The following is a 25,683-nucleotide window of genomic DNA, read 5'->3' as shown; positions in this document are numbered from 1 at the left end:
TTAAAATAATAGTTTAATTTAAAGAATTAAATTTTTATTTTAATTAATCAATATTTTTTTCACAAAAAAAATCAAATATTTAAAAAATTATTTTCTTAAAGAAAATATTTTATAACTAATTAATGAATACTTAAAGATTTTAAAATTTATTAATAATAAATTTTACACTATAAAAAATACAATATAAATTTACAATACGGTGGTCATTTTGAAAATTATTATAGATGCAGCTAATGTGGCTCATTACAAAAAAGGAAATAATGGTAAAGCTAAATTTAAAAATATAATAGCAGCTATCAAAGCATTAGAAAAAGGAAATCATGAATTCCTTATCATAGCGGATGCATCACTCCGTCATAGTATTGATAAAAAAGAAGAATATGAAAAACTTGTCGATGATGGAATTATTGATGAAGTACCAGTAGGAAACATAGCAGACCACTTTATACTTGAAACCGCTGAACAAGAACATGCAAAAGTTTTATCCAATGATAAATACCGAGATTTTGCAGATGAATTTCATGATATTAAAAACATGAGAATACCATTTACAATCAAAGGAGATAAATTAGTACTTGGAAAATCCAAAAAACCTAAAAAAGTTAAAAATCTCCTCCAAAACATTGCAGATGAAATATTAAATGAAATTGAAAGAAAAAGATGGGAAGTTTTCACAGATAAAACAACACAACCATTCAGTCCTTTAAATGTTGCAAAAGCCGCAATACTCCGTTTAGATACCTCTAATGAGAAAACAGTAGGAACACGTATAGAAAATGCATTCCATAGAATGCCAATGTTTAAAAACATAATGGAAATGGTGGATGATGTTGAAACCTCTGCACCATATGTAATCTTTGTATTAGTACATCCTAAAGATTATAAATCAGCAGTACACGACGCAGGAAATATTAGTGTAACAGTGGCTGATCGTTTACACTTAGTTAATAGACCATTAATAGCAGTTCGTAATGATTTATTCGTAAAACCCGGTGAATTTGCATTAAACATAATAGTATCTGATGAAGTAGAAGATATATGTCCATTTAATGTAGAAGTAAGAATTAATTCATATGATGAAATGTTTGTTAAAAACAATTCAAGAAACATTGCAAGTACTATAGCTGCAAGACTCGGATCATGGAAATTTCCATATGTAAGTGTTAAATCAGACATGTTAATGGAAAAACCCGGAGAATTTGACATATATTTAGAAAAAGGAGGAAAACCTGATGGCTGAACACAGCTTAACTAGGTTTTTTTTCAAGTTAATTACAGGTTATGAAGCAATAAGTATAGGAACAAAATACTTTCCAACCACACCATTAGAAACAGAATATGTTGACATGCTCAACTACACTCAAACAGTTTTAATGGAACTTGAAAAAGCAAACATTACAACAGAAAGCATTTTTACTAATCTTGTAAGAGATGTTGGTAAAGAAAATATCCCTGAGATTCATAGTTTCTATGAATTAACTCCTGCAGAAAATGCTGTAGAAGAATATGCATTAGTAAGTAATATTATCATGGGTAGTGATCGTTATCTTTATATTGAATTAAGTAAACCTTCCTATATTATTAAAGAATTTACTGATATTATTCTTAAAGAAAAAGGGGAAATTGTTGAAGAATCTGCTAATGAAATAGTTAGTAAATTACCTAGTAAAAATGATGCTATACGTGTTGCTATTAAATTAATTGGCATAGGTTTAGATAATAAAATAGGGGTACGATCAGCAGTAGGTATGACTGGTGCAGCTGCTATTGAACGTAGTATTAAATTTAATCAAGAAGTGGGAGATGTTTCAGGTATAGCTTTCACTAAACTTGGTGGAGAATATGCTTTAGTTATTGATACTCCATTTAAGTTAGGTCATTCTAAAAGTGTAGATTATAGTTATTATTTATTCATTGATATAATTAATTCTACTAAATTTATTAGTGAAAATGGTCGTAGTAAATTAGTTGAATTGATGACAGGTATTAAAGCTTTTATGGAAGAAGAATGTGAAGGTACTATTGAAGGTTACCGTAAAGGTGGAGATGATTTAATTGCCCAATTTCCAAGTAAAGATTTAGCTATCCGTGCGGGTTTAGATTCAGCATGGTATATTCTTAGTAATGGTGCTAAAGTTAAGATTGGTATTGGTAAAACTAGACGTGAAGCTGGTGAACGTGCTAATATTGCAGAGCAAATTAAGGTTCAAGGTGTTGAACCATTATCTTTAGTAGTATTTGATTTGGCAAATGGTTTATATGCTTATAATATTCCTTCAGATTTTGTTAGAACTATTATAAATTTATTTTTTAACCATAAATCTAAATTGATAAGTTTATTTGTTGTTGTATTCATATTATGTTATTTCTTGTTCCTTTTCAATTTAGGATTTTTAGGATTTTTTGTTGTTTTAATTGCAATGATTTATGCAGTAGCTACTTAAATTAAATCCTTTTTATATTTTTTAAAATTAGTATTCTTTTTCGCTTTTTTCTTTAGCTTCCATAAGTATTTTTGTTACTTGTTTGGAACGTGCTGCTTTATCTAGTTTCCAAGTTAATGATGCATTGTCATCTAGCCAATTGGCTATATCTGATGGTAATGATATGTTCATTCTTGTTTTTTCAGATAATTTCCATTTTCGATCTACATCGTCTTTTTCTATCATATACCTTTAGGTTAGTTTATAATGTATATAATCTTTACGATTTATTTTAATATTTACTTTTGTTTATGTTTACTTTTGTTTATTATTTATACTTTATATATGAATATATATGTTTATGTGTAATTGTTTACACACTCTTTATTTTTATTTTTTAACTAAAAATAAGACATAAACCTATCAGTTTATTTGCAAAAAACCCATTGTTATACCATAAGAAATTTTATAATAAAAAATAATAATTCAATATCTTATTTAGATTAAATTTTCTATTAAAAATATTTTTAAATTAATTAACTGCATTGAAATTTATTTTCCTTATTATTTTTTAATTGTTTGATGTTTTTAGAATAGTTATACTATTTTTTAAATTTTTTTAAAAAATTTTAATACACATATAATTACACACTTACTCACTTAATAAAGTATATATAAGACTATCCATAAAATTTATTAATAGCATTATAACATAAACCAGTTTTAAACATACAAAACATTAAATTATAAAAATGTTACTAATGAAAAGAAAAAATTTACAAATTTATTTGGAGGAATAATGAGATCTAGAAATGAAGCAATAATCGTAATATTATTAGTTTGTTCACTTATTGCATTCGGATTAGGTACAGGTATAGGTATTACAACTGGAATGAACGGCCATAGTCAAGCAGTCCAAGATCAAAACCAACAATTATCAGTAAATGGATCTAATGTTACAAGTGTAAGTAATACAAACTCCTCAGATGAAGTAAACAGTCAAAATGTTCAATCAAATTTACTGTTTATCCTTAAATAAAATATTTTCACATAATAAAAATATAATTATTGGGTAAACTAATTTTATTAAATTTGATTTACCATCAAAAAATTTTTCATATACTATTTTTAATAAAAAAATTACACACCATTTCTTAAAATAAAATATCTAATTTTACAAAATTTCTTATAAAAATTAAAAAAATTATAATCTTAAAATTTATCCTAAATAAATGCTAAAGATAAATTAAAAATTAAGAACCCATAAAAAGAAATAATTTAATGTAATTATAAAAGTTCCAAAAAAAAGTAATTAAAGAACTTACACTTACATTAAAATCATTAAAAAAATAAATTTAATAATAATTAACATTAAATAAAATATTAAATTAAAATTTGTTCATAGGAGAATCTAATTAAAAATGACAATAAATCAATTTAACAAAAATATCACAAAAATCAATGGAGGAATCTGTCAAATAGATGGAGTTAAAGCAAATGGATTCAAAAAAGATAAATACGGTTTAAGTATTATCTATGCTCCAAATAGTACAGCAACGGCAGTATATACTTCTAATAAAATAGTTGCAGCTCCATTAAATTATACTAGAGAAATCATTAAAGATGGAAAAATATCTTTAATCATAGCAAACAGTGGAAACGCTAATTGTTTTACAGGGGAACAAGGAATAATAGATTGTGAAAAAACAGTAAAAATAGCATCTGAAATTTTAAATATTCCTGAAAATGAAATCGCAACAGCATCAACAGGTGTTATTGGAAGAAAAATGCCAATGGATATTTTCACACCAATGATAAAAAAAGTTAGTGCTGAATTAGAACATAGTAATGAAGCTTCTAATAATGCAGCTAAAGCAATAATGACAACAGACACATTTCCTAAAGAATTTGCAGTGGAAGTCACATTAGAAAATGGTAACAAAGTACATATAGGTGGAATGTGTAAAGGAAGTGGAATGATAGCTCCCAATATGGCAACAATGTTATGTTTTTTAGTAACAGATGCGATAATTGACAAACAACATTCTCAAAAAGTTTTAAATGAAGCTATTAAAAAAAGTTTTAATATGGTAATTGTTGATGGAGACGAATCTACTAATGATACTGCAATATTACTTGCAAATGGAAAATCAAAATCAAGTATTATAAAATATGATGGAACCATAGATAAAAATTTCCAAGAAGCATTCAATACAGTATGTATAGAACTAGCTAAAATGATGGCTCGTGATGGTGAAGGAGCAACTAAATTCTTACAAGTAAATGTTGACAGTGCAAAAAATGAAGAAGAAGCTATCAAAGTAGCTAAAACTGTAGTTTCCTCATCTTTAGTTAAATCTGCAATGTTTGGTGGGGATCCAAATTGGGGAAGAATAATTGCTGCAGTGGGATATTCAAACACAACTATGGATCCAGATAAAATCACAATAAGTATTGCATCTGATAAAGATAAAGTTGATCTTGTACGTAATGGTGAAATATTAGCATTTGAGGGAACCTCCTATTTAGATGATGCTGAAAAAATTGTTCAAGCTGAAAATATTTATATTTTCATTGAATTATATCAAGGTCAAGGTTCAGCTACAAGTTATGGTTGTGATTTAACATATGATTATGTTAAAATCAATGCTGAATACACAACATAAAACAAATTTTTTCAATTCATTTTTTTAACTTTCTTTTTTTAAATAATAAATTGTCCTATTACTGGAATATTTTGATACCATTTATCACTACTAGTATCGTATCCTTCACCGTATCCTTCATCATATCCTTCATCATAAGAATCAGCTATCATATCCTCTTGTTCACGTTGATTCAAATATGCTTTATGCGTAGCATTTAAATAATTGTAAAATGTAGATCCACTATATAATGAAGGGGGTGTGCTACTTACTAAACTTTCACCTTCACTTGTTAAACCTGTACTATTTGGTATGTATACACGGACTAAAGATCCATTAGATTCGAAAATAATAACAGTATAATTTCCCATATAATTATTACCACATTCACAAATCAAACAAGGATGTCCACCAATACTAATTTGACTAGAATTTTCTGCTTGATTAATATCATAACCTGCCATATTCATAAAATATTTTGAATCATTATGTACAGTTATACGGAAAATATCACCATTAACAATTTTTTCATAAATAGCAGCATCAGAATAATTACTTAATTGACCATTTAAAAAATCATTTGGAATAGTCATACTAACATTACCTAAAACCATATTACCATCAGATTCACTAGCACTAATAGCTCCAGAAAAAATCAATACACTACAAAATAGTAAAACTAGAAGAATACTTATTTTTCCTAAATTTTTCATTTAATACATTACTCCCCTTTTTATAAAAAAATAATTTAAATTAAATATCACAAAGTATTAAGTAAAACTATTTACTAATATTTATTTAATAATAATTAAAAATATATTTAACATAAAATAATATTTAACATTTATTATTTAATTTCAACAAAATTTGTATAATAATAAAATTTAAAGAGTATTTGATACTATTCCTATAATTCATTAATGAATTCTTTTAAAAGATACTAATTATTAAAATTAATGAGTTAAGTTTATATGTATTAAAAGCTAAAATTATTATATTAAGTTTTTTATATAATATAGAAGCTTATTTTTTTAAATTAACTTTTTTATAAAAATAAAACTCTCAGTATAGACAATTCTATAAAAGTTTTATTTCTTATATTAATAATAAAAATTTTAAAAATTATATTTGCAAAAAATAAAATTAAAGGACGGATTATAATGGCAAAGGTTAAAGGAACAAATAGAAGAACCAGACAAAAAAAAGGATACAGAAAACCTGGAAGTAAAAGAGGAAGAGCTGCAAAACAATCTTGGAAAAAGAGATAAAAAAGATTGAAATAAATTTTTTTTATCACATATGCCATCTTTTTTTTAAAACCAATAATTAATACTTCACCACCCCCTTTTTAAAATACTATTTTTTAGCAATAATTTTATAAGATTTTTTTTTCAATATAAATTAAAAAAAACGAAATAAGTATATTTAAAAAAATAGTAAACAATTATTATAAACACATTTTTTCAACACCACAAAAAAGAAATTTTAATTCAATAATTAATTTAAAAACTTAAAAATTTTCTTTCAATTATAAAATAAATAAAAACTTTAAAAAAATAAAATTAATTAGAGGTATAAAAAAATTGACTGATGCAAAAAACAGTTTACATAGAAAACAACCTAAATCAAAACCCCCTAAAAGAAAATTAATATATGCCGTAATAATATTAATAATCCTAATTGGAGGAATTGTAATTTTTTCAGGTAACTTTTTCTCAAACCCTAATTTAGAAAGCACAAGTAATGCTGTAGATACTTCATTAAGTGGAATATTTGAACCATTAGCAAATTTATTACATATTGATACAGATGCAAATCACCCAAATACTATATCAACTAAATTAGGAACTGCTGAGGAAGGTTTTGTAACACTTGAAGGACCATATGGAAACACATCTTCTAAAGTAAAAATAGCATACATTATAGGACAACACCCACGGGAATCTGATTCACATCAAGCACTTGAAAATGCTGTTAAAAATATTTCCGGTGATTGTGAATATCAATATTATATTTACAAAATAAATGTTACAGCAAATAGTAGTGATTTCTCAGAAAGTAGAATGAATGGGCAATTATTAGCTCAACAATTTGTTGTACCTGATGTAGTAAGTAAAGATTATAGTTTAGTGTGTGATATTCATACATCAAATGCATTTTACTTCCCAGATCCATATATCTTCACACCAGGAAGTGCAAATGGAACAAGTCATCAAATAGCTAACAAAATTGTTAAAAATAATAGTTGGTTATACTATTATGAACCTCCTGAATATTCAAGTCCAAAATATTGTACTCAACCAATATTAGAGAATGGAACACCAGCACTTGTATATGAAGCACACGGACAACCTGGTTTAAGTGTACAACAACAATTAACAGATTTAGTAATTACAATAGATAATCTAAAAACATAAAAAAGGTTTTTCTTATTTTTCTATTTAAAAAAATAAGAACTTTTTTTTACATTCTTTTTTTATAATTTCAATTTTTAAATTAATATCAAAATTAGTAAATTTTTTAATTTTAAAAAAATAATTAAATTGTGGAATTTTTTTTAAAATCTATTTTTGAAAACTTATTAAATAATGAGATTTTCCTTCAGGAATATCTTCACCAACTTCATTATCCACATTTAAGACTTTAAATCCTTCATCACTAAACATTTTTTCAACATCTTCATCACTTACTCTCATTTGGTAAGGAGGTCCATGTCTAACTTCTTGTTTTTTATATTCCATTACATATATTTTTCCTTCAGGTTTTAGAATACGTTTCATTTCTTTAATACTTTCACTACTTTTACGTGCAGCATTAAAGTGATGGAAAACATTTAATAAAAATATTACATCTACACTTTCATCTTCGACTGGTGTTCCTTCAGTAAAATCTGCAAATATTGGTTTTAAATTTTTTATGTTTTGCTCATCTACATCTTTTTGTAAATCTATGATACTTGGTTCATAATTATCTATAGCAATTACTGTTGCATCATCATTTAATAATTTTAATGCTTCCATGCTTATATGTCCATCTCCACATCCAAGATCCATGAAAACTTCATTTCCTTTAAACTTAAAGGATTCTAATATTTCTTTTGCATTTATAAAGCTTTCACTTGAGAATCCTTGTATTCTATGACCATTCTTTGGCATCATATTTGGTTTCGGCATTTTTTATCAATCTTCCATTTTTAATTTAAAATTTAATTAATATTTACTATTTATTCGTTTGTTATTAATATTCATTTCGATAATTTTTTTAATAATATTATAAATAATACATCAAACAAAACCTATTAGTGTTAAAAAATTTGTAATAAAAATTTAATTTTAATATTCAAAAAATTTATAGTGATAAAACATGGAACAAGTAAATATATTAGTTGAAGCATTACCTTACATAAAAAAATTCCATAAACAAAAAATAATGATAAAATATGGAGGTCATGCAATGATAGATGAAATTGCAATGGCTTCTACAGCTAGAGATACAGTACTCCTTAAATATGTTGGAATGGAACCAATAGTAGTTCATGGCGGAGGGCCGGAAATCACTAGAAGCATGAATAAATTAGGAAAAGAACCAAAATTCATCAAAGGACTTAGAGTAACAGATGAAGAAACAATGGAAATTGTGAAAATGGTTTTAGTTGGAAACATAAACACTAATATTGTAAGTAAAATTTGTTTACATGATGGTAAAGGTGTGGGAATTAGTGGAAAAGATAACAAACTCATACAAGCATGTAAAAAACTCCATAAATATCATAATGAAGAAACTGGTGAAATAGAAGAAATAGATTTAGGACTTGTTGGAGAAATAAAAAAAGTCAACCCTGACATATTAAAACTTTTTACTGAAAACAATTACATACCTGTAATATCCCCTATTGGAATAGCAGAAGACGGAACCAGTCTAAATCTTAATGCAGATACTGTAGCTGGAGCACTAGCTAGTGAAGTAGATGCTGAAAAACTAATAATCTTAACTGATGTACCAGGAGTATTAAGAAATCCAAAAGATCCATCAAGTTTAATTCAAAAAATAAAAGTAGAAGAAGTACCAAAACTCATAGAAGAAGGTATAATTACTGGTGGAATGATTCCAAAAATTGAAACTTGTGTAAAAGCAATAAATGATGGTGTTAAATCTGCACATATTATAGATGGTAGATTAAAACACTCTTTACTACTTGAAATTTTCACAACTGATGGTATTGGAACCATGATATATTAATTTATATAAACATTTTATTTTTTTTCTATTTTTTCAGGAGCAAACATTTTAATTAACTCCTTACGTAATAATTTCCAACCATTAACACGAGGAAGTTCATTAGTACTGTAAATTTCACGAGGAACTTTATAACCTGCAATATTATTCTTAGCAAATTTAATTAAACCTTCTTTATCTTCATCATTTTTCCAAATTACTGCTGCAACTGGTAATTCTCCTCGATGACAATCAGGAATACTAAAAACTGCAATATCCTCAACTTCAGGATATTTAATTAATGTTTCTTCAACTTCAGTTGGATAAATTTTCCAACCACTCATATCAATCATATCTTTTTTACGATCAGTAATGAATAAACGATTATCTTTATCTAAATAACCAATATCTCCAGTTAAAAACCAACCTTCTGGGAGAAAACTTTCACGTGTTTCACGTTCCATATTCCAATAACCTTTAGCAACTGCAGGACCACGCAAAGCTATTTCACCATGTTCATATTTATCTAAAGTACTGTAAGGATCATCTTCATCTACAATTTTACATTCACTAAAACATACTGGATGTCCTACACTTTCAAAACGATCTGCTTCAATATAATCTTCTGGACGAATTACTGTACCTGTACCTATTACAATAGTTTCAGATAATCCATAAGCATTTATTATAGGTATACTGTATTGATCTGTGAATTTTTTCCAAATCTTTTTATGTATTGGTCCTCCACCACTAATTATTTCTCTTACACTATCAAGTTTAGATATATAATCACTGTCAAGATTAGTTAAAGTATGTATAACTGGAGGCATACCTGCTAATACAGTTACATATTCATTTTCTATTAATTCTAAATATTTATTTAACTCATATCTTTCCATCATAATATATAAAGCACCTGCACGTAAGGCACTTATTCCCCAACTTATACCTACATGAGCCATTGGATAAATTCCAAGAAATACATCATTTTGTCTTAATTCTAATACATCACATTCATTGTGTATACTTGTAAACCAGTTTCCATGTGTTAACATACTTCCTTTGGGTTTTCCAGTTGTACCTGAAGTATATTGTAGTTGACATAAATCGTCCCAATCAGTAGTTTCTGAGGGTAAAACTTCGGCTTCACGATAATTTTCTATATTTTCTGGTGTGTAAGTTTTTATTCCAATCTTTTCTCCTATTTCTTCACCTTTTAAGTCAGTTATCATTAATCTTGCTTCTGAGTTTTGGCTCATGTATTTTATTTCATTTTCTTTATAAACTCTATTTGTTGGTACGGCTATTGCACCTATTCTCCATAAAGCAAACATACTGAATAAGTATTCAGGTGAACTTTTTAAATAGATTAATACACGATCTCCTTTACCTATTCCTAATTTTTTTAATTCTCTTCCAAGTTCTGATACTATTCCAAGTATTTCTCTAGAATTATATTTAGTTCCTTTTTCGGGACAGTAAAATACATCTTTTTTTAGTCTTTTTGCATTAGCATCTAAAAATGTTGTTATATTAAGCATAATTATCTATTCTCTCTTTTTTTATAATATTTCTTGTAATTTTTTGTTTATTTCTTCTGCAAGTTCCATGGTTTTATTAGATCCACCAAGATCAGGAGTTTTCACTTTTCCTTCTTTTAATACTGTAACTGTGGCTTGTTTTATTTTATCTGCATAATAATCTTGATTTAAGTATTCCAGCATCATACTTATGGTTAATATCATACTTACGGGATTGCTTATATTTTGTCCTGCTATATCAGGTGCACTTCCATGAACTGGTTCAAATAGTCCATTTTCTGATCCAATATTTCCTGAAGGTGCTATTCCTAAGCCTCCTACTAATCCTGCTCCTTCATCTGATAATATGTCTCCAAATAAATTGGTTGTTACTATTACATCAAATCTTTGAGGATCTGTGATTAAATACATTGCTGTTGCATCAACATAAAAATCATTAGCTTTAATTTCTGGATAATTTTTAGCTACTTTGTAGAATGTTTCTTTGAATAGTCCGTCTGTTTTTTTAAGGATATTAGCTTTGTTAACACAGGTAACACTTTTTCTGTCTTCTTTTATTGCTTGTTGGAATGCTAAATCACAAATTCGTTGGCTTGCTTTTTTGGTTATTACTCTTTTTGCAATGGCTCCTTCTTTTGTGGTTTCTTCTATTTGGGAGTATAATCCTTCTGTATTTTCTCTTACTATTAAGAAGTCTACATCATCATAGATTCCTTTTACTCCAGGATATGATTTTACAGGTCTTAAGTTTGCATATACATTGAGTGCTTTTCTTAATTCTATTATTGCACTTTTTTCTCCAGGTATGGATGTAACTGCTCCAAATAATGTTGCATCTGTATTTTTTGCTGATTTTATTGTTTCAGGGGGAAGATTATCGTTTGTTTTTTCGTATAGTTCTTTTCCTGCTTCTTGTGGGCTGTAATCTATATTTAAATCTAATTTGTTTAAGATGTACAGTCCTGCTTCCATTACTTCTTTTCCTATTCCGTCTCCAGGTATTGTTGTTATCTTTTTCATTTTATTATCCAAATTGTTTTTATCTATTATTTTTATATTTTTGTACTTTAAAGTATTTTGTTGTATAGAAAAAATACATTGTTCGTCAAATATCGAAAGGTTTAAATAATCCTTTACATATATTTAAGAAATAGTTATAAATTATATTATAATAATAAAAAAAATAAATAAGGTGATTTTCAATGGAAAAAACAATAGAAGAATTAATACAAGATTTAAAATCAACCGATGAATTTGTAAAAGAAGAAGCAATGGGATTATTAGAGTTCAATGCAAAAGAATCCGTAGACCCACTTATAAATGCATTAAAAAGTTCAGATAAAGAAATAAGAAAAGGTGCAGCTCAAGCATTAGGACTTATTAAAGATACTAAAGCAATAGAACCACTAATAAATACATTATCTGATGGAAATAAATTAGTTAGAAGAGAAGCATCAACTGCATTATCCCATATGGGTGAAGCAGCAGTAGATCCATTAATGGAAACTTTAAAAAGTCCAGATTGGAAAGTTCGAGGAGCAGCAGTTTGGGCATTAGGAGCTATAGGTGATTCTAGAGCAGTAGGATCTATAGAAAAATTATTAAATGATGAAAAAAATTTTGTAGTTGTAGGTGCTAGATACGCAATTGATGCAATTAAAAATCCTAAAAAAGAAGAATAAAAAAATTTTTTTACATAACTAACATTTAATTATTCCTATTTTTCACTTTTTTTTACACAATTTTTTAAAATAATTTCATATAAACAAAATTCAACCGGAAGGGATATTCCACCAACTTTATATATAAATAAATATAAAGAAACCATAAGGATGAAAAATATTCATCTCCAAAAAAATATAGACTCAAAAAACATAAAAATCACTTATAAAACAATAAAATAAATAAACAAAAAGAACATAATATAATATTAATCTATTTTTAAAAAAAAATATGATAAAAAAATATAAACTTTATATAAAATTCAGTGATTTTTCATGTTAACAATAGGAATTCTCAACTTACAAGGCGCAGTATCAGAACATAAAGATATAACCGAAAAAGCAATAGAAAAAATGGGTATAATAGCCCAAACCAAAAATGTACGATATGCCGACGACCTAAAAAAATGTGATGGACTCATCATATCTGGAGGAGAGTCAACAGTAATAGGGAAAATCTTATTCGAACGAGACCTTGATAAAATAATAAAAGACAAAAAAATACCAATATTCGGAACATGTGCCGGAATGGTATTACTTGCAAAAAAAACAAATTACGAACAACCCATACTAGGAATAATGGACATAGAAGTTGTAAGAAACAGTTTTGGAAGACAAAAAGATTCTTTTGAAACAGAACTCAATATTTTAGGATATAAATACCCTGGAGTATTTATAAGAGCACCAACACTAAAAAACTATGATAAAACCAAAAAAGACATCAAAGTCTTATGTGAAGTAAATAACACAATCGTAGCAATACAACAAGGCCCTAATCTAGCAATGAGTTTTCATCCAGAATTAACTAATGATACAAGATTACATGAATACTTCATAAAGGAGGTTAAAAAATGTGTGGAATAGCAGGAATAGTATACAAAGATAAAAAAATGCACAACATTGGAAACGACATGACAAACATGCTAAATGCACTCCAACACAGAGGACCAGACTCTGCAGGATTTGCATTATACGGAGGATTAGGATTACCAGATGGAGAATACATTTTAAACATACAAATTGATGATGATAATCAAATATCTGATGTAAAAAACATAATACAAAACAACTCATCAATCGCACAAGAAGAAAAAATCCCATCAGTTGACGATACCATAATATATAGATGTCATGTCAATTTGGATAATTTCAAACAACTAAAACCCTTAATCACTAAAGTTGATCAAATAGATGATGTAATAGTTTTAAATGGTTCACATTCATTTGAAATGATAAAAGATGTAGGATCAGTTCTAGAAATTGCAAACAGATATGATACAAGAAGTGTAAAAGGAACACATGCAATAGGACACACAAGATTCTCAACAGAAAGTGCAATAGACAGATTCCATGCACACCCATTCCAAACTTATATCTCAGAAGACGTAACAGTAGTACATAATGGACAAATAACAAATTATTGGAATATAAGAGACCCTCTAGAACGAAAAGGTCACATATTTGAAACATTCAACGATACTGAATGTTTAGTACACTACATTGCAGATAAACTAATCTCAAACTACACCTTAGAAGAAGCATTAGAAGGAGCAGTTGAAGATATGGATGGTCCATTCAGTTTCATAATAGGAACACCTAACGGAATTGGAATAGCAAAAGATAAACTAGGATTAAGACCAGGAGTAATTGCTGAAAACGATGAAAAATTCGCAATAGCATCAGAAGAAGTAAGCCTCCGACAAGTAATTGACACCCATAATGTAGAACAAATCTCTCCTGGAGAAGTAAGAGTATACGAAATTTAAAAGGCGGAAATAAATATGAGTGAAAAAACAATCACAATAGACGTATCCAAACTTACACCACGACAAACCAACACAAAAATCAGATATGCAATAGATCATGAAAAAGTAGAAAAAATTATTTTAGAAAACCCAAATGCAATGCATTATCTTGTAAATGGAGTAATTGGGGAATCTCAAGTAATTATAGATGGATCTGCAGGATACTTTGCTGGAAGTATGGTTGATAAATTACAAATATTAATCAAAGGAAATGCAGGCTGGTTTGTAGGTGACAACATGACTGAAGGAGAAATCATAGTTGAAGGTTCTGCAGGAGATGGAGCAGGTCAAGGAATTTATGGTGGAACAGTAGTAGTTAAAAAAGGTGTTGGGGCCCGTACTGGAGAAATCATGAAAAATGGAACCATCATAATAGGAGGCAACTCTGGATTTATGACAGGAATTTTCATGATGGGGGGAAAAATCATAATCCTCGGAGATGTAGGTGAAGACTTAGCAGAATCCATTGTAAATGGGGAAATATACGTACTAGGAAAAATAGAAAGTCTTGGAAAAAATGCATTCCAATTGAAAGCTAATGAAGAAGATATAAAAGAATTAAAAACAATTCTTAATAAATATGATTTTAAGATATCTAATGAAGATTATAAAAATTTTAAAAAAATCATACCTCAAAGTAAAAGACCATTTTTCCATAAAAAAGATTAAGGAGGGAAAAATAAAATGCCATTTAATGTAATAAGAGACCCACTAATATGTAAAAGAGATTTTGAAAGACCAGGATGTTGCTGGTATCTATGTGACGATCGAGATGAAGATATCTGTGGTAAATGTTTTAGTTGTGTGAACAACTGTCCACATGGAGTATACGAAATAGTTCGAGGAGAACCACAACCATTACATCAAGCACAATGTGTAGGGTGCAGAATATGTAGTGAAATGTGTCCTCACGGAGCAATAAAAGTCTTAGCAATGCCAGAAGACCAAAGATTAGGATGGAAATATCCTGATATTTTAGAAATAGAAAGAAAAACAACAGCAGCGTCATATAAAATTAGAAGTACAGGTGCAACTAGAACACTTCCAACATTTGATGATTTGGTCATAACACCAGCACAAGTAAGTAGACCTCCATTAGATAATTATCGAGAACCTTGTGGAACAGATGTAATAATAGGTGATCGTTATGCGGAAAACCCATTACACATTGACACTCCAATCATGATTGGTGCAATGAGTTTTGGAGCATTAAGTAAAGAAGCTAAAATGGCATTAGCACTTGGTTCAACACTTGCAGGAACAGTTGCTAACACTGGTGAAGGAGGAATGCTTCCTGAAGAAAGAGCATTATCTCATAATTTAGTAGCACAATATGCTTCTGGAAGATTTGGTGTATCTGCTGAATATTTAAATAATGCTGATGCAATCGAAATTAAAATAGGTCAAGGAGCAAAAAGTGGTATGGGTGGACACTTACTTGGAGAAAAAGTTACTGCAGATGTAAGTAAAATCCGTAAAATACCAGAAGGAGCAGATGCATTATCACCAGCAAGACACATGGATATAGTAGGACCTGAAGATTTAAGTATGAAAATAAGTCAATTAAGAGAAATTACAGATTGGCAAGTACCTATTATGGTTAAATTTGCAGCAGGACGTGTGGCAAGTGATGTTAAAATTGCAGCAAAAGGTGGAGCAGATGCAATTGTTGTAGATGGAATGCAAGGAGGAACCGGTGCAGGTCCTGATGTAATCATGGAACAAGCAGGAGTTCCAACACTTTCAGCTATTGTTGAAGCAGATGCTGCTTTAAAAGACATAAATTTACGTGATGAAGTAAGTTTAATAGTATCTGGTGGAATAAGAACTGGTGTAGATGTTCTTAAAGCATTAGCTCTAGGAGCAGATGCAACATATGTAGCAACAGGGGCACTTGTTGCATTAGGTTGTAGAGTATGTCAAGAATGTTATGATGGAACATGTAGAAAAGGAATTGCAACACAAAATCTTGAATTAAGACACCGTTTAAATTATCGAGAAGGTGCAAAACATGTTGCTAATTATATTAAAGCAATGACTGATGAAGCAACAATGCTTGCTCAACAAGCAGGAAATTCTCATTTATCTAAATTAGAAAAAGAAAATCTTAAATCTTTAACTTTTGAAGCATCTGTATTAACTGGTGTTCCAATGGCAGGGGAAATGGGATTATCTTCTAAAATATAAAAAAATTTAATTTATTCTTTTTATATTTCTTTTTGTTTAGAAATACATAAATTACAAACAGCATTAGGATTTTTGGATTGTTTTTCTTTTACTGGACAATAATATTCTTCACCTTTTTTTTCTAGTTTTAAATTTCCAGGAAAAGGTGTACCTACTGGATGTATTGGTTCATTTTTAATGAATGTAGCATAAAAACTAATTAAAGTTAAAATTAAAGAATATTTGCTATTATTACTACTGTCTTTATATTGAATAAACTGATCTCTGAGTAAATTTAAAGAATTTTGAAACTTAATAATATCAATATTCCCTTTATAATTTATATTATCATTTAAAATTTCTTTGATTCTTTTAAAAAAATATTTAATATAAACTTCTAAGTATTCTTTTTGAATATTCTTTTGCATATACTTACAATCTTCTCGTATAATACATGTAGCATTCATTTCATCAAAAACACTAACTGTTTTAGCATACTTTTTTAAAATATCCCTTAAATTATTAATCTTAATTTCAGGTTCTTTACTTATCTTAGTAAGTTCATTAAAGATATTAATAATAATCACTTCTAAACTACAAATTAAAAAAACTTTTTTTATAATAATAATATAATATATAATATAATTAAGTTTTAGGATAAAGAATTATAATGGTAATATATATAACAAAAAAAGAAAATACGGTATTAAGTCGTATACAAACATTTAATCCAGAATATGATGAAGGTATACCTTTAAAAGTTCTTCAAACAGATTTAAATGTTCATGAACATAATCTTCATGATGTTCTTAAGTCCCTTGCAAAAAAAGATTTAATAACTTATGAACAAAAAAAAATTAAATTAATAAATGAGGGTACTGAAATTCAAACTCTCGAAACAAAAGAAGATGTCATGAATATTAAATTAGATATTAAAGAAGCTAATGTTGTAAAAATTATTCGTGAAGTAGTTGATGAAGATAATTTGGTATCTAAATATATTTTGGAAGGTTATTTACTCTATGGTCCTGAAAAAATTACTAATTTTCGAATGTATCATATAATATTATCTTTAGAAATTAAAGGTATTATTAAAAAGGTTAAAAAAAGAGACGGTAGATACTATAAACTTATTAATTAATTCAAAACAATTTAATTAATCTATTTAATGTTTTTTTAATTGACAAATATTCATTTAATAAAATTTATATAAGATTAATTACTACTTATTTATTAACGATTAATACTTAGTTAATCTTAAACACTAAAATAATTTGGGTTAAATATAAAAATTTGTAAAAAAACAGAAGGTTTTATAAAAATGATGAGAATAAGTATGTCCCTACCAAAAAAATTACTAGCTGATTTTGATGAAGTATTAAAAGATAGAGGTTATCAATCACGTTCTAAAGGGATACGAGATGCACTTAAAGATTACATTGTTCGTTACCAATGGATGAACGAAATGGAAGGGCAAAGAATAGGGGTTATCACCGTAATATATGACCATTTCTTCACAGGAGTAATGGAAAACTTAGCAGAAATACAACACGATTTTCGTGATGAAATAAATGCAAGTATGCATATTCACATGACAAACAAATATTGTATGGAAGTAATAGTTGTAAACGGAGATGTAAATAATATTCGTGAACTTACAGAAAGAATGATGAGACTTAAAGGAGTAGATCACGTTAAACTCACAAGTACAGCTAATGGAGAAAACTTAGATCCTACATAAACATAAATTAATCATTATTCTTAAATATTTTTTTTTAAACATTTAATCTATTTTTTTAAATAAATACATTCAAAATCATTTATAACTATTTCTAAAAAACCGTAAAAAATAAAATTTAAAAAAAAGATTCATTATGAAATTACAGACAACTCATTATCATTTCAACCTATTAAAAGATACAGAAAGATTATCCGCATTTTATGAAGCTATTAAAAATAAAGGTGAAAATCCAAATATAAATAAAAAATTAGCATTAGATTTAGGATGTGGAAGTGGGATACTCTCAATATTTGCTAGTGAATACTATGAAAAAATACAAGCCATAGATTTAGATCCAAAAACAATTAAATGTGCAGAAGAAAACACAAAAAACTTCAATAATATTCAAATCATTAATGCAGACACAACACAACATGAATTTGAATCCACACCTGATTTAATAATATGTGAAATGTTAGATACAGCATTAATTGAGGAAGAAGAAGTTTTAACATTCAATCAAATCCATAATAAAATAAAAAGTTACACAGAAATAATCCCTTATGGAATCATAAACAAAATAGAACCAGTATGTATGGAAGATAATATAATAATGTATGAAGATTTAGAATCACAACCAAAATATAATATAATTGGTGAAAGTGTAATCTATGATATAATACGATTTAAAGATTATATAAATCCAGTATTCGATAAAACAATATCATTTTACATTACTAAAAATTCTATATTTAATGGAGTTAAAATAACCACATACACATTATTAAATCAAAAATTAATTTGCGGACCAACACCTATGTTAAATCCAGAATTAATCATACCTTTACCAAAAGAATTAGATGCACATCAAGGAGAAACAATTAATATAAACTTATCATATACTATGGGTAAAGGATTAGAATCAATAAAAATAAATTTAATATAAAACAGAAGGATATAAAGGTTTTTTCATGTTATTAGAAAAAGAATTAAAAAAATTTTTAGAAAATTATGAAAATTTAGTAATAATGGGAATAGGAAATGAATTAAAAACTGATGATGGACTTGGACCATACATTATAAATGATTTAACTCCAAAATTAAAAAATAAAAACAATATCACACTAATTAATGCTGGAAGCGCACCAGAAAACTTCACAGGTAAAATTAAAACTTTAAACCCAACTCACATAATACTCATTGATGCCGTAATAATGGATGAAAAACCTGGATTTTTAAGATTAGTAAAAAAAGAAGAAATTAAAAATATGGGAATATCTAGTCATAATATGCCATTATCTTATTTAATAAACTATTTAGAATTGGAGAAAACTTATAAAATACTATTTATTGGAGTTCAACCTGCAGATTTATCTTTACAATTAGGTTTAACACCAAATGTAAAAGAAGGTGTGGAAAATTTAGGAGAATTAATACTCAAACTTTTATAAAATAAGAAATATAAAGAAATGAGTATATAATATTCAATAAAAAAAATTTAATTTCTATTTAAGCTGATGTTTATGACAAAAATACTATTTATCGGATCAAGACTATTTGATGATGTTGCATATTACTGTAAAGAAAACAATATAAAAACACTAGTAACAGAATCTAACAAAGATGCACCTAACTTAGAAGATGCAGATGAAGTATTCATAGTTCCAAGAGGTATGGGGGAACCTATGAATATTGCAATAAAAGAGAAAGTAGATGCAATAATACCTTTAATTGGAATAGATCCTCCTTTATTAAGTGTAGCAGAAATGAAGGAAAAAATAGAAAAAGAACATCAAATACCTGTATTGATATCTAACCCTAAAACAGTGGATTTATGTTCAAATAAAATAAAAACCAAAGAATTTTTTAAAGAAAATAACATATCAACACCTAAATCAAAAATCTTACACCAACCCAATGATATAAATGGATTTAATTATCCTGTAGTTTTAAAACAAGGAGAAGGGCAAGGTGGAAAAGATATTAAAGTATGTAAAAACTTTAAAGATGTTGAGGAATACTTTAAAACCTTTAATGAAGCTTTATGTGAAGAATTCATAACTGGTTCTGAAATTAGTATAGAAGTATCAAGTTGGAATAATTTATATTATCCTATAGCACCTATATATAAAGGTGAAACATCTCTTGAAGGTATCCATCCAATTTTAAGATTAAGATCCGGACCAACAGAATTAAAAGGATTAAATAATCAAAGAGTAATGGATTTAGCATATAAAATAGCGAAAAATTTAAATGCAGAAGGAACTATAGACATAGATCTCATTTATTCTCCAACTAATGATGAAATTTATGCACTAGAAATAAACACTAGAGTGAGTGGAACACGTTATCTTAGTTGTGCAACAACTGGAATAAACCCTTTAATAAATCTTATACGAATGGTTACAGGTGATTTTACAGAAGATAAAATGAATAATCTAAGAAAAACTTATCATAGTCTTGAAATCCCAGTACATAATTATAATGGCCCCCAATCTAGGAAACCACTTAAAGATTTCATTAATAGTCCTTATGTTGTTCATGGTCCAAAAGGTTATCAAAGATTAACCATAAGAGGAAATACTTTAAATGATTGTTATGAACTAGCAAAACAATTAACTGGAGTTAATTATAAAAAATAATTTTAAATTTAATTTTTTCAATTTTTACTCTTTTTTTAAATATCCTAGAATAAAAATCAAATTAATTAAGTTATAAATATTGTTTTAACTTAATTTAAAACCTTTTTTTAACTTTTTAAAGCACTTAAAATAAAGTTTAAATAATATTAAATTCTAAAATATATAATTAGTAAATAAAAATTTTTTAAAAAAATCGTGGTAATAATGTATTTAGTAATGAACACAACAAATATGGTAATTTTATTTTTAATAACCTTTGTAGTCACTGTTTTCTCTACATTTTTTATACGTCATGTATTAATAGATGCAGATATTTCAGACTCTCCAATAGTAAGCGAACACAGACATAAAACTGGAACACCTACAATGGGTGGAATATCCTTCTTATTCGCAATATTATTTGTTGTTTCATTATTCTATAAAAATTTACCAATTCTTATAACTAGTTTCATAATGGTTACAGGTGGAGTTATGGGATTACTTGATGATTTACTTGGATTAAAAGTAAAAGAATATCAAAAAGTAGTTAAAAACATTTCTCCGGATGTTGTCCAAATAGGTATCTTAAATTTAGGTGTTTCAGAAGAAGCAAGAGTAACTACTGATAAAGCTAAAAAACAATTAGAACCTTTACTTGCAGCTGGAAAATTAGAACAAGTTGCAGAAATACCTATTAAATATGAACCTCATGAATCTGTTAAAATAATAGCACAATTTTTACCAGGTATATTCCTAGTATTAACAAGTACAGTATGGACTCTTGGAGGATTTAACTTAGGATTATTAGCTATACCAATAGTTATAATAGCAGTATTAGGATGTATAAATGCAGTAAACCTTATAGATGGAATGGATGGTTTAGCATCTGGAATAATTGCCATAGCCTCTTTTGCTTGTGGAGTATTCTGTTTTATAAATGGGAATATGGAAGGAATAGCACCATTTGCAATATTATTTGCAATCTGTTTAGGTTTCCTTGTGTTTAATAAGTACCCTGCAAAAATTTTCATGGGAGATACTGGATCATTCATTTTAGGTTCAGGATTTGCAGCAGCAGTATTAATCACAAATATCCCATATTTTGGATTATTATCCTTAGCAGTACCAATTGGTTCAACTATAATTAGTTTAATGCATCGTGCACATATAATAACATTACCTGTAGAACCATTACATCATGCATTAAATTATCGAGGAATAAGTGAAGTAAAAATCGTAAGTAGTTATTGGTTAATAACAGCAATAGCTTGTATAATTGGATTATTAATAGATTATTTTGTATTCATACTATAAAAAAATCTATTTTTCTTTTTTTCATATAAGAATTCAATATAAATACTTTTTTTTAAGGGAAGTAAATTCGCAATGACAAAAAATATTAAAATCGAAGATTTAACACAAAAAATCAATGGAACACTCTATGGAAGCAATGATTATAAATCATTAGGGTTCACTGGTTCATTCACAACATTAAACAGTGCAAAAAAAGGAGATATTGTAATAAGACATAAAATTAATGGAAAAGGGGTGGAAATTGCTAATAAAAAAAATGTAGCATGTATAATAACCTTACATCCATTAGATGATTGTTTAGAAATTGCAGATAAATTAAAATATCCTATAATTGTTGTAAATAAAATAGAAGAAGCTAATGCATATGCAATAAAATGGACAGTTGAAAATTATGCACCAAATACTAAAAGAGTAGTTGTAACAGGGACAAATGGGAAATCCACCACTACTCATATGGTGTACCATATACTAAAAAATTTTGGAGCTAAAGTATTCACTAATACTGATGCAAGAAGTGAATTTAATACTTTAATTGATCCAATGGTATCAAAACTTTTAGTACAATCATATAATGAACAAAAAGGTTTAGATTATTTAGTTGTTGAAGTTTCTGAAGTACAAGGATGGGAAGATTACTTCATGAAAAATCATGCATATTTAATGAGTGAAGCTATAAACCAAGATGTATCTGTAGTAACTAATGTTGCAATGGATCATATAGGACTAGTTCATGATGTGGAAGAAGTTAAAGAAGAAACTGAAGGTTTAATAAAATCCTTAACTCATGGAACAGCAGTACTTAACTATGATGATGAAAGAGTAAGAATAATGGATGAAACAGTTAAAGAAAATTGTAATATTTTCTATTTAAGTATGGACCCTGAAAACTTAGAAAACATTAAAACTACTAATAGAATAAATAAATTATCTTATAGTGATGAAAAAGAAGCAATAATTTATGAAGATAAAATATTTTTAAAATTAGATGAATTACCATTCCAATCTCACCACTTCATACAAAACACTTTATCTGCTATAGCATCAACAATATCCTTAAATATTCCTCTTGAACAAATTAAAGAAGGAGTAAAATCATATAAACCTTTAAAAAGAAGATTTGTAACATTAAATGAAAAACCATTAATAATTGATGATTTTGCACATAATCCTGAAGGAATTAAAGCAACAATACAATCAGCATTTAAAACTGCTAATAAAAATAATTTAAAAACATTATGGGTTATTGATGCAATTAGAGGCTCTAGAGGAATAGTATTAAATAAATTAATAGCAGAAGCATTATCAGATGTAATAAATAATCTTCAAGAAGAAGATCAAATACCAATTAATTTAATATTATCTTGTAGTGAAGATGAAGTAGATCACAATAATACTGTAACACCTCAAGAGAGAAAAATATTTGAAGATGAATTAAACAAGGAAAATACAGAATATGTAATTTATGATAAATTAATAGACGCATTATCTGATACTGTGGAATTTTCCACACCTGATGATTTAATTTTACTTATTGGGGCACAAGGAATGGATCCTGCAGAAGAATTACTTAAAAAAATATTATAAATTAATAATTAAATTTAATTTCTTTTTTTTATTTAAATATCCTTTAAAACAAGTAAGATTATAAAGGAGGTTTAAAAAAATTTTCATGAATATAAAAGCATACATTAACAAAGACGAATTAGCACAACTTATTTATTTTGAAAATGAATTTAATGAAATAAATAAGGAGTATATTAAAAATCATAATCTTATTGAGTCTAAAAATTTAGAAAATTTAATAAAAAAATTCATAAAAGGAGGAAATGTTAATTTTCAAAATTGTTTTGATTTAAACACTCTTCCTATTACTAATTTTCAAAGAAAAGTTTATATTGAAACATTAAAAGTACCAAAAGGAAAAACTAGTACATATAAACAAATAGGTAATTCTATTAATTCTAAAGCATATCAAGCAATTGGGAGGGCCTTAGCAAAAAATCCATTACCATTTATCATACCCTGTCATAGGGTGATAGGTTCTAATAATCAATTAACTGGATATCGTGGAGGTTTAGAATTAAAAAAACAATTACTCTTTAATGAAGGGATAAAATTCCAAATGGATAAAGTAATATAATTAAATAAAAGCTTTAATAGGAGTTTTTCATGTCAATAAATAAAAGTCAATACTTAGATGAACTAACTAAAAACCAGAAAATTCGAAGTATTAAGATAAATAAAAACCTAGACGGTAGTACACCTCCATCAGTATTTATTGGTCATTGGAATTATCCTAAAGTATATGCTGGTCCAATGATAACACCTGATAAAGGAGATACTAGTTTATTAGATAGTCCTGAAACATGGATACAAAATGGTAAAACAGGAAAAGATATTTTTAATTTCAGAATGAATTTAATACGAGGAAAACAATTAATTGGTGTAAAAGACCTTGAAAACCCTTATGTTGAAAAATTACAAAGTATCAGCTTATCCAAATATTCTACAGATAGTGAAGCAACCTTTAAAAAACGTCCTACAGGTGGAGGATATCAAGGTGAAAGTGAACCTCATGGTCCTAGTGCATTAATAAAGAAATTTGATATTGATGAAGTTAGATGGGATAAAAAATTGGAAAAATCTTATTATGATACTGATTTAAAAGCAACAGATGCTGTAATGGCAATGTATAATCATAATGTACCATTCAGTAAACTACAAAAAACTTTCAGTGTTGGAGCATTTGGAGAAAAACAGAATCGTAAATTAGTACCTACACGATGGAGTATAACAGCTTGCGATACTGCAATCTCAAATGGATTATTAAAAGAAGTGAAATATAATCCAACAATAGACTCTTACGAAGTTTACAATTACTCAAGTTTAGGGAATAATTTCATTATTATTTTAATTCCTGAAGAATGGGAGTTTGAAATGATAGAAACTTATTTAAAAGTTTTAAATAATGAAAAAATCACATTCATAGATCATGAATATAATAAAGGTAAAACCTCTTATAGTCCTCTTCAAGGAGCATATTATGCTGGAAAATTAGCTGTATTAGAGCACTTACGAAAAGTTCATAGACAATCTGGAGTGATAATTATTCGTGAAATTTATGAGAATTTTGAACCACTTGGAGTATTTAATGTTCGAGAAAATATTAGAATAGCTATGAGTCAAAATTCAATGAGTTTTGAAACTTTAAAAGATTCTTTAAATTTTGCAAATAATAAATTGAAATCTTCAACCAATTATTATATTGAAAATAGTCATTTGTTAAAGGAACTTTTTATTTCTAAACAAACAACTTTAGACGCATTTTTTTAAAGAAATAAGATATAAAAATTATTGTTTGAATTTATTTTCTTTTAGTTGGTAATAAAAAATTATTTCCCATATTCCGGATTATTAAATTTTAAATTCAAGAAAATTCTTAGATTTTTATTATTTATGAAATATTTTTCAATTAAATTTAAATTTTTCTCTTTTTTCTACTATTTTTTACC

26 protein-coding genes are annotated in these 25,683 nt (G+C 27.3%); 20 read left to right on the top strand and 6 right to left on the bottom strand.

Annotated elements, in window-relative coordinates; genetic code table 11:
- Positions 1-208: 208 nt before the first annotated feature.
- The gene (locus ACA135_RS05510) at positions 209-1,240 is read left to right on the top strand and encodes an NYN domain-containing protein (protein ID WP_409197764.1); all 1,032 of its coding nucleotides are present in this window, start codon (positions 209-211) and stop codon (positions 1,238-1,240) included.
- On the top strand, positions 1,233-2,444 hold the full coding sequence (locus tag ACA135_RS05505; protein WP_409197763.1) for a hypothetical protein: 1,212 nt from the start codon (positions 1,233-1,235) through the stop codon (positions 2,442-2,444). Before ACA135_RS05510 ends, ACA135_RS05505 begins: the two co-directional genes overlap by 8 nt.
- Positions 2,445-2,471: 27 nt before the next feature.
- On the opposite strand, the gene ACA135_RS05500 is transcribed toward ACA135_RS05505, so the two are convergent.
- Complete coding sequence (locus tag ACA135_RS05500) at positions 2,472-2,669, bottom strand: hypothetical protein (protein ID WP_409197762.1); 198 nt, start codon at positions 2,667-2,669, stop codon at positions 2,472-2,474.
- A 553-nt stretch (positions 2,670-3,222) separates the two neighbouring features.
- On the opposite strand from ACA135_RS05500, the gene ACA135_RS05495 reads away from it, so the two are divergent.
- A complete protein-coding gene (locus ACA135_RS05495) occupies positions 3,223-3,462 on the top strand; it encodes a hypothetical protein (RefSeq protein ID WP_409197761.1) in 240 nt (79 codons plus the stop codon).
- Between the two features lie 382 nt (positions 3,463-3,844).
- Positions 3,845-5,089 carry a bifunctional ornithine acetyltransferase/N-acetylglutamate synthase gene (gene argJ / locus ACA135_RS05490; protein ID WP_409197760.1) on the top strand — a complete coding sequence of 415 codons (1,245 nt, stop codon included), beginning with the start codon at positions 3,845-3,847 and terminating at the stop codon, positions 5,087-5,089.
- 38 nt (positions 5,090-5,127) lie between these two features.
- On the opposite strand, the gene ACA135_RS05485 is transcribed toward argJ, so the two are convergent.
- Entirely contained in the window at positions 5,128-5,781 is a 654-nt protein-coding gene (locus ACA135_RS05485) for a hypothetical protein (protein WP_409197759.1), read from the bottom strand.
- An 870-nt stretch (positions 5,782-6,651) separates the two neighbouring features.
- Here ACA135_RS05485 and ACA135_RS05480 point away from each other — a divergent pair.
- Positions 6,652-7,485 carry a hypothetical protein gene (locus ACA135_RS05480; RefSeq protein ID WP_409197758.1) on the top strand — a complete coding sequence of 278 codons (834 nt, stop codon included), beginning with the start codon at positions 6,652-6,654 and terminating at the stop codon, positions 7,483-7,485.
- Positions 7,486-7,632: 147 nt separating this feature from the next.
- Here ACA135_RS05480 and ACA135_RS05475 read toward each other — a convergent pair whose 3' ends face one another.
- Positions 7,633-8,241, bottom strand: coding sequence for a class I SAM-dependent methyltransferase (locus ACA135_RS05475; RefSeq protein WP_409197757.1), 609 nt, complete (start codon positions 8,239-8,241; stop codon positions 7,633-7,635).
- Positions 8,242-8,431: 190 nt separating this feature from the next.
- On the opposite strand from ACA135_RS05475, the gene argB reads away from it, so the two are divergent.
- Positions 8,432-9,307 (top strand): acetylglutamate kinase, encoded by an 876-nt coding sequence (gene argB, locus ACA135_RS05470; RefSeq protein WP_409197756.1) that lies wholly within the window; start codon positions 8,432-8,434, stop codon positions 9,305-9,307.
- A 14-nt stretch (positions 9,308-9,321) separates the two neighbouring features.
- Here the strand turns inward: argB and ACA135_RS05465 are convergent, their stop codons facing one another.
- Both ACA135_RS05465 and aksF read right to left on the bottom strand, forming a co-directional pair.
- Complete coding sequence (locus tag ACA135_RS05465) at positions 9,322-10,824, bottom strand: class I adenylate-forming enzyme family protein (protein WP_409197755.1); 1,503 nt, start codon at positions 10,822-10,824, stop codon at positions 9,322-9,324.
- 21 nt (positions 10,825-10,845) lie between these two features.
- Positions 10,846-11,844, bottom strand: coding sequence for a homoisocitrate dehydrogenase (aksF, locus tag ACA135_RS05460; RefSeq protein ID WP_409197754.1), 999 nt, complete (start codon positions 11,842-11,844; stop codon positions 10,846-10,848).
- Between the two features lie 182 nt (positions 11,845-12,026).
- Between aksF and ACA135_RS05455 the strand changes: the two genes are divergently transcribed.
- The 5 genes from ACA135_RS05455 to ACA135_RS05435 all read left to right on the top strand — a co-directional run bounded on the left by ACA135_RS05455 (position 12,027) and on the right by ACA135_RS05435 (position 16,537).
- Positions 12,027-12,506, top strand: coding sequence for a HEAT repeat domain-containing protein (locus tag ACA135_RS05455; RefSeq protein ID WP_409197753.1), 480 nt, complete (start codon positions 12,027-12,029; stop codon positions 12,504-12,506).
- Between the two features lie 315 nt (positions 12,507-12,821).
- Entirely contained in the window at positions 12,822-13,409 is a 588-nt protein-coding gene (gene pdxT / locus ACA135_RS05450; RefSeq protein WP_409197752.1) for a pyridoxal 5'-phosphate synthase glutaminase subunit PdxT, read from the top strand.
- Positions 13,397-14,311 carry a class II glutamine amidotransferase gene (locus ACA135_RS05445; RefSeq protein WP_409197751.1) on the top strand — a complete coding sequence of 305 codons (915 nt, stop codon included), beginning with the start codon at positions 13,397-13,399 and terminating at the stop codon, positions 14,309-14,311. The genes pdxT and ACA135_RS05445 overlap by 13 nt, the downstream gene beginning before the upstream one ends.
- Before the next feature lie 15 nt (positions 14,312-14,326).
- Positions 14,327-15,019 (top strand): tributyrin esterase, encoded by a 693-nt coding sequence (locus ACA135_RS05440; protein ID WP_409197750.1) that lies wholly within the window; start codon positions 14,327-14,329, stop codon positions 15,017-15,019.
- A gap of 15 nt (positions 15,020-15,034) precedes the next feature.
- On the top strand, positions 15,035-16,537 hold the full coding sequence (locus tag ACA135_RS05435; protein ID WP_409197749.1) for a glutamate synthase-related protein: 1,503 nt from the start codon (positions 15,035-15,037) through the stop codon (positions 16,535-16,537).
- 20 nt (positions 16,538-16,557) lie between these two features.
- Here ACA135_RS05435 and ACA135_RS05430 read toward each other — a convergent pair whose 3' ends face one another.
- Positions 16,558-17,103, bottom strand: coding sequence for a DUF2115 family protein (locus ACA135_RS05430; RefSeq protein WP_409197748.1), 546 nt, complete (start codon positions 17,101-17,103; stop codon positions 16,558-16,560).
- Positions 17,104-17,186: 83 nt separating this feature from the next.
- Here ACA135_RS05430 and ACA135_RS05425 point away from each other — a divergent pair, with 83 nt between their 5' ends.
- The 9 genes from ACA135_RS05425 (at position 17,187) to ACA135_RS05385 (ending at position 25,504) form a co-directional block, all read left to right on the top strand.
- The gene (locus ACA135_RS05425; RefSeq protein ID WP_409197747.1) at positions 17,187-17,657 is read left to right on the top strand and encodes a hypothetical protein; all 471 of its coding nucleotides are present in this window, start codon (positions 17,187-17,189) and stop codon (positions 17,655-17,657) included.
- Positions 17,658-17,837: 180 nt separating this feature from the next.
- Positions 17,838-18,257, top strand: a complete 420-nt coding sequence (gene nikR, locus ACA135_RS05420) for a nickel-responsive transcriptional regulator NikR (protein ID WP_409197746.1) — start codon at positions 17,838-17,840, stop codon at positions 18,255-18,257.
- Positions 18,258-18,390: 133 nt separating this feature from the next.
- Entirely contained in the window at positions 18,391-19,182 is a 792-nt protein-coding gene (locus tag ACA135_RS05415) for a 50S ribosomal protein L11 methyltransferase (RefSeq protein WP_409197745.1), read from the top strand.
- Between the two features lie 25 nt (positions 19,183-19,207).
- Entirely contained in the window at positions 19,208-19,687 is a 480-nt protein-coding gene (gene hycI / locus ACA135_RS05410; protein WP_409197744.1) for a hydrogenase maturation peptidase HycI, read from the top strand.
- A gap of 72 nt (positions 19,688-19,759) precedes the next feature.
- A complete protein-coding gene (locus tag ACA135_RS05405; RefSeq protein WP_409197743.1) occupies positions 19,760-20,878 on the top strand; it encodes an ATP-grasp domain-containing protein in 1,119 nt (372 codons plus the stop codon).
- 204 nt (positions 20,879-21,082) lie between these two features.
- Complete coding sequence (locus ACA135_RS05400) at positions 21,083-22,171, top strand: glycosyltransferase family 4 protein (RefSeq protein WP_409197742.1); 1,089 nt, start codon at positions 21,083-21,085, stop codon at positions 22,169-22,171.
- 72 nt (positions 22,172-22,243) lie between these two features.
- Positions 22,244-23,755, top strand: coding sequence for a Mur ligase family protein (locus ACA135_RS05395; RefSeq protein ID WP_409197741.1), 1,512 nt, complete (start codon positions 22,244-22,246; stop codon positions 23,753-23,755).
- 85 nt (positions 23,756-23,840) lie between these two features.
- Positions 23,841-24,311, top strand: a complete 471-nt coding sequence (locus tag ACA135_RS05390) for a methylated-DNA--[protein]-cysteine S-methyltransferase (RefSeq protein WP_409197740.1) — start codon at positions 23,841-23,843, stop codon at positions 24,309-24,311.
- Between the two features lie 29 nt (positions 24,312-24,340).
- The gene (locus ACA135_RS05385) at positions 24,341-25,504 is read left to right on the top strand and encodes a hypothetical protein (RefSeq protein WP_409197739.1); all 1,164 of its coding nucleotides are present in this window, start codon (positions 24,341-24,343) and stop codon (positions 25,502-25,504) included.
- The last annotated feature ends 179 nt before the right edge of the window (positions 25,505-25,683 follow it).

This window comes from Methanobrevibacter acididurans, assembly GCF_046197875.1.
GTDB lineage: Archaea > Methanobacteriota > Methanobacteria > Methanobacteriales > Methanobacteriaceae > Methanobrevibacter_A > Methanobrevibacter_A acididurans.
This window is presented reverse-complemented; position numbering and strand designations above follow the sequence as displayed.

Coding starts and splice junctions, on each gene's coding strand:
- pdxT (WP_409197752.1), top strand. CDS start 12,822: ATGTTAACAATAGGAATTCTCAACTTACAAGGCGCAGTATCAGAACAT.
- argB (WP_409197756.1), top strand. CDS start 8,432: ATGGAACAAGTAAATATATTAGTTGAAGCATTACCTTACATAAAAAAA.
- ACA135_RS05500 (WP_409197762.1), bottom strand. CDS start 2,669: ATGATAGAAAAAGACGATGTAGATCGAAAATGGAAATTATCTGAAAAA.
- ACA135_RS05385 (WP_409197739.1), top strand. CDS start 24,341: ATGTCAATAAATAAAAGTCAATACTTAGATGAACTAACTAAAAACCAG.
- ACA135_RS05440 (WP_409197750.1), top strand. CDS start 14,327: ATGAGTGAAAAAACAATCACAATAGACGTATCCAAACTTACACCACGA.
- ACA135_RS05415 (WP_409197745.1), top strand. CDS start 18,391: ATGAAATTACAGACAACTCATTATCATTTCAACCTATTAAAAGATACA.
- ACA135_RS05425 (WP_409197747.1), top strand. CDS start 17,187: ATGGTAATATATATAACAAAAAAAGAAAATACGGTATTAAGTCGTATA.
- ACA135_RS05405 (WP_409197743.1), top strand. CDS start 19,760: ATGACAAAAATACTATTTATCGGATCAAGACTATTTGATGATGTTGCA.
- nikR (WP_409197746.1), top strand. CDS start 17,838: ATGATGAGAATAAGTATGTCCCTACCAAAAAAATTACTAGCTGATTTT.
- argJ (WP_409197760.1), top strand. CDS start 3,845: ATGACAATAAATCAATTTAACAAAAATATCACAAAAATCAATGGAGGA.
- ACA135_RS05505 (WP_409197763.1), top strand. CDS start 1,233: ATGGCTGAACACAGCTTAACTAGGTTTTTTTTCAAGTTAATTACAGGT.
- ACA135_RS05485 (WP_409197759.1), bottom strand. CDS start 5,781: ATGAAAAATTTAGGAAAAATAAGTATTCTTCTAGTTTTACTATTTTGT.
- ACA135_RS05395 (WP_409197741.1), top strand. CDS start 22,244: ATGACAAAAAATATTAAAATCGAAGATTTAACACAAAAAATCAATGGA.
- hycI (WP_409197744.1), top strand. CDS start 19,208: ATGTTATTAGAAAAAGAATTAAAAAAATTTTTAGAAAATTATGAAAAT.
- ACA135_RS05455 (WP_409197753.1), top strand. CDS start 12,027: ATGGAAAAAACAATAGAAGAATTAATACAAGATTTAAAATCAACCGAT.
- aksF (WP_409197754.1), bottom strand. CDS start 11,844: ATGAAAAAGATAACAACAATACCTGGAGACGGAATAGGAAAAGAAGTA.
- ACA135_RS05400 (WP_409197742.1), top strand. CDS start 21,083: ATGTATTTAGTAATGAACACAACAAATATGGTAATTTTATTTTTAATA.
- ACA135_RS05495 (WP_409197761.1), top strand. CDS start 3,223: ATGAGATCTAGAAATGAAGCAATAATCGTAATATTATTAGTTTGTTCA.
- ACA135_RS05435 (WP_409197749.1), top strand. CDS start 15,035: ATGCCATTTAATGTAATAAGAGACCCACTAATATGTAAAAGAGATTTT.
- ACA135_RS05465 (WP_409197755.1), bottom strand. CDS start 10,824: ATGCTTAATATAACAACATTTTTAGATGCTAATGCAAAAAGACTAAAA.
- ACA135_RS05445 (WP_409197751.1), top strand. CDS start 13,397: ATGTGTGGAATAGCAGGAATAGTATACAAAGATAAAAAAATGCACAAC.
- ACA135_RS05475 (WP_409197757.1), bottom strand. CDS start 8,241: ATGCCGAAACCAAATATGATGCCAAAGAATGGTCATAGAATACAAGGA.
- ACA135_RS05390 (WP_409197740.1), top strand. CDS start 23,841: ATGAATATAAAAGCATACATTAACAAAGACGAATTAGCACAACTTATT.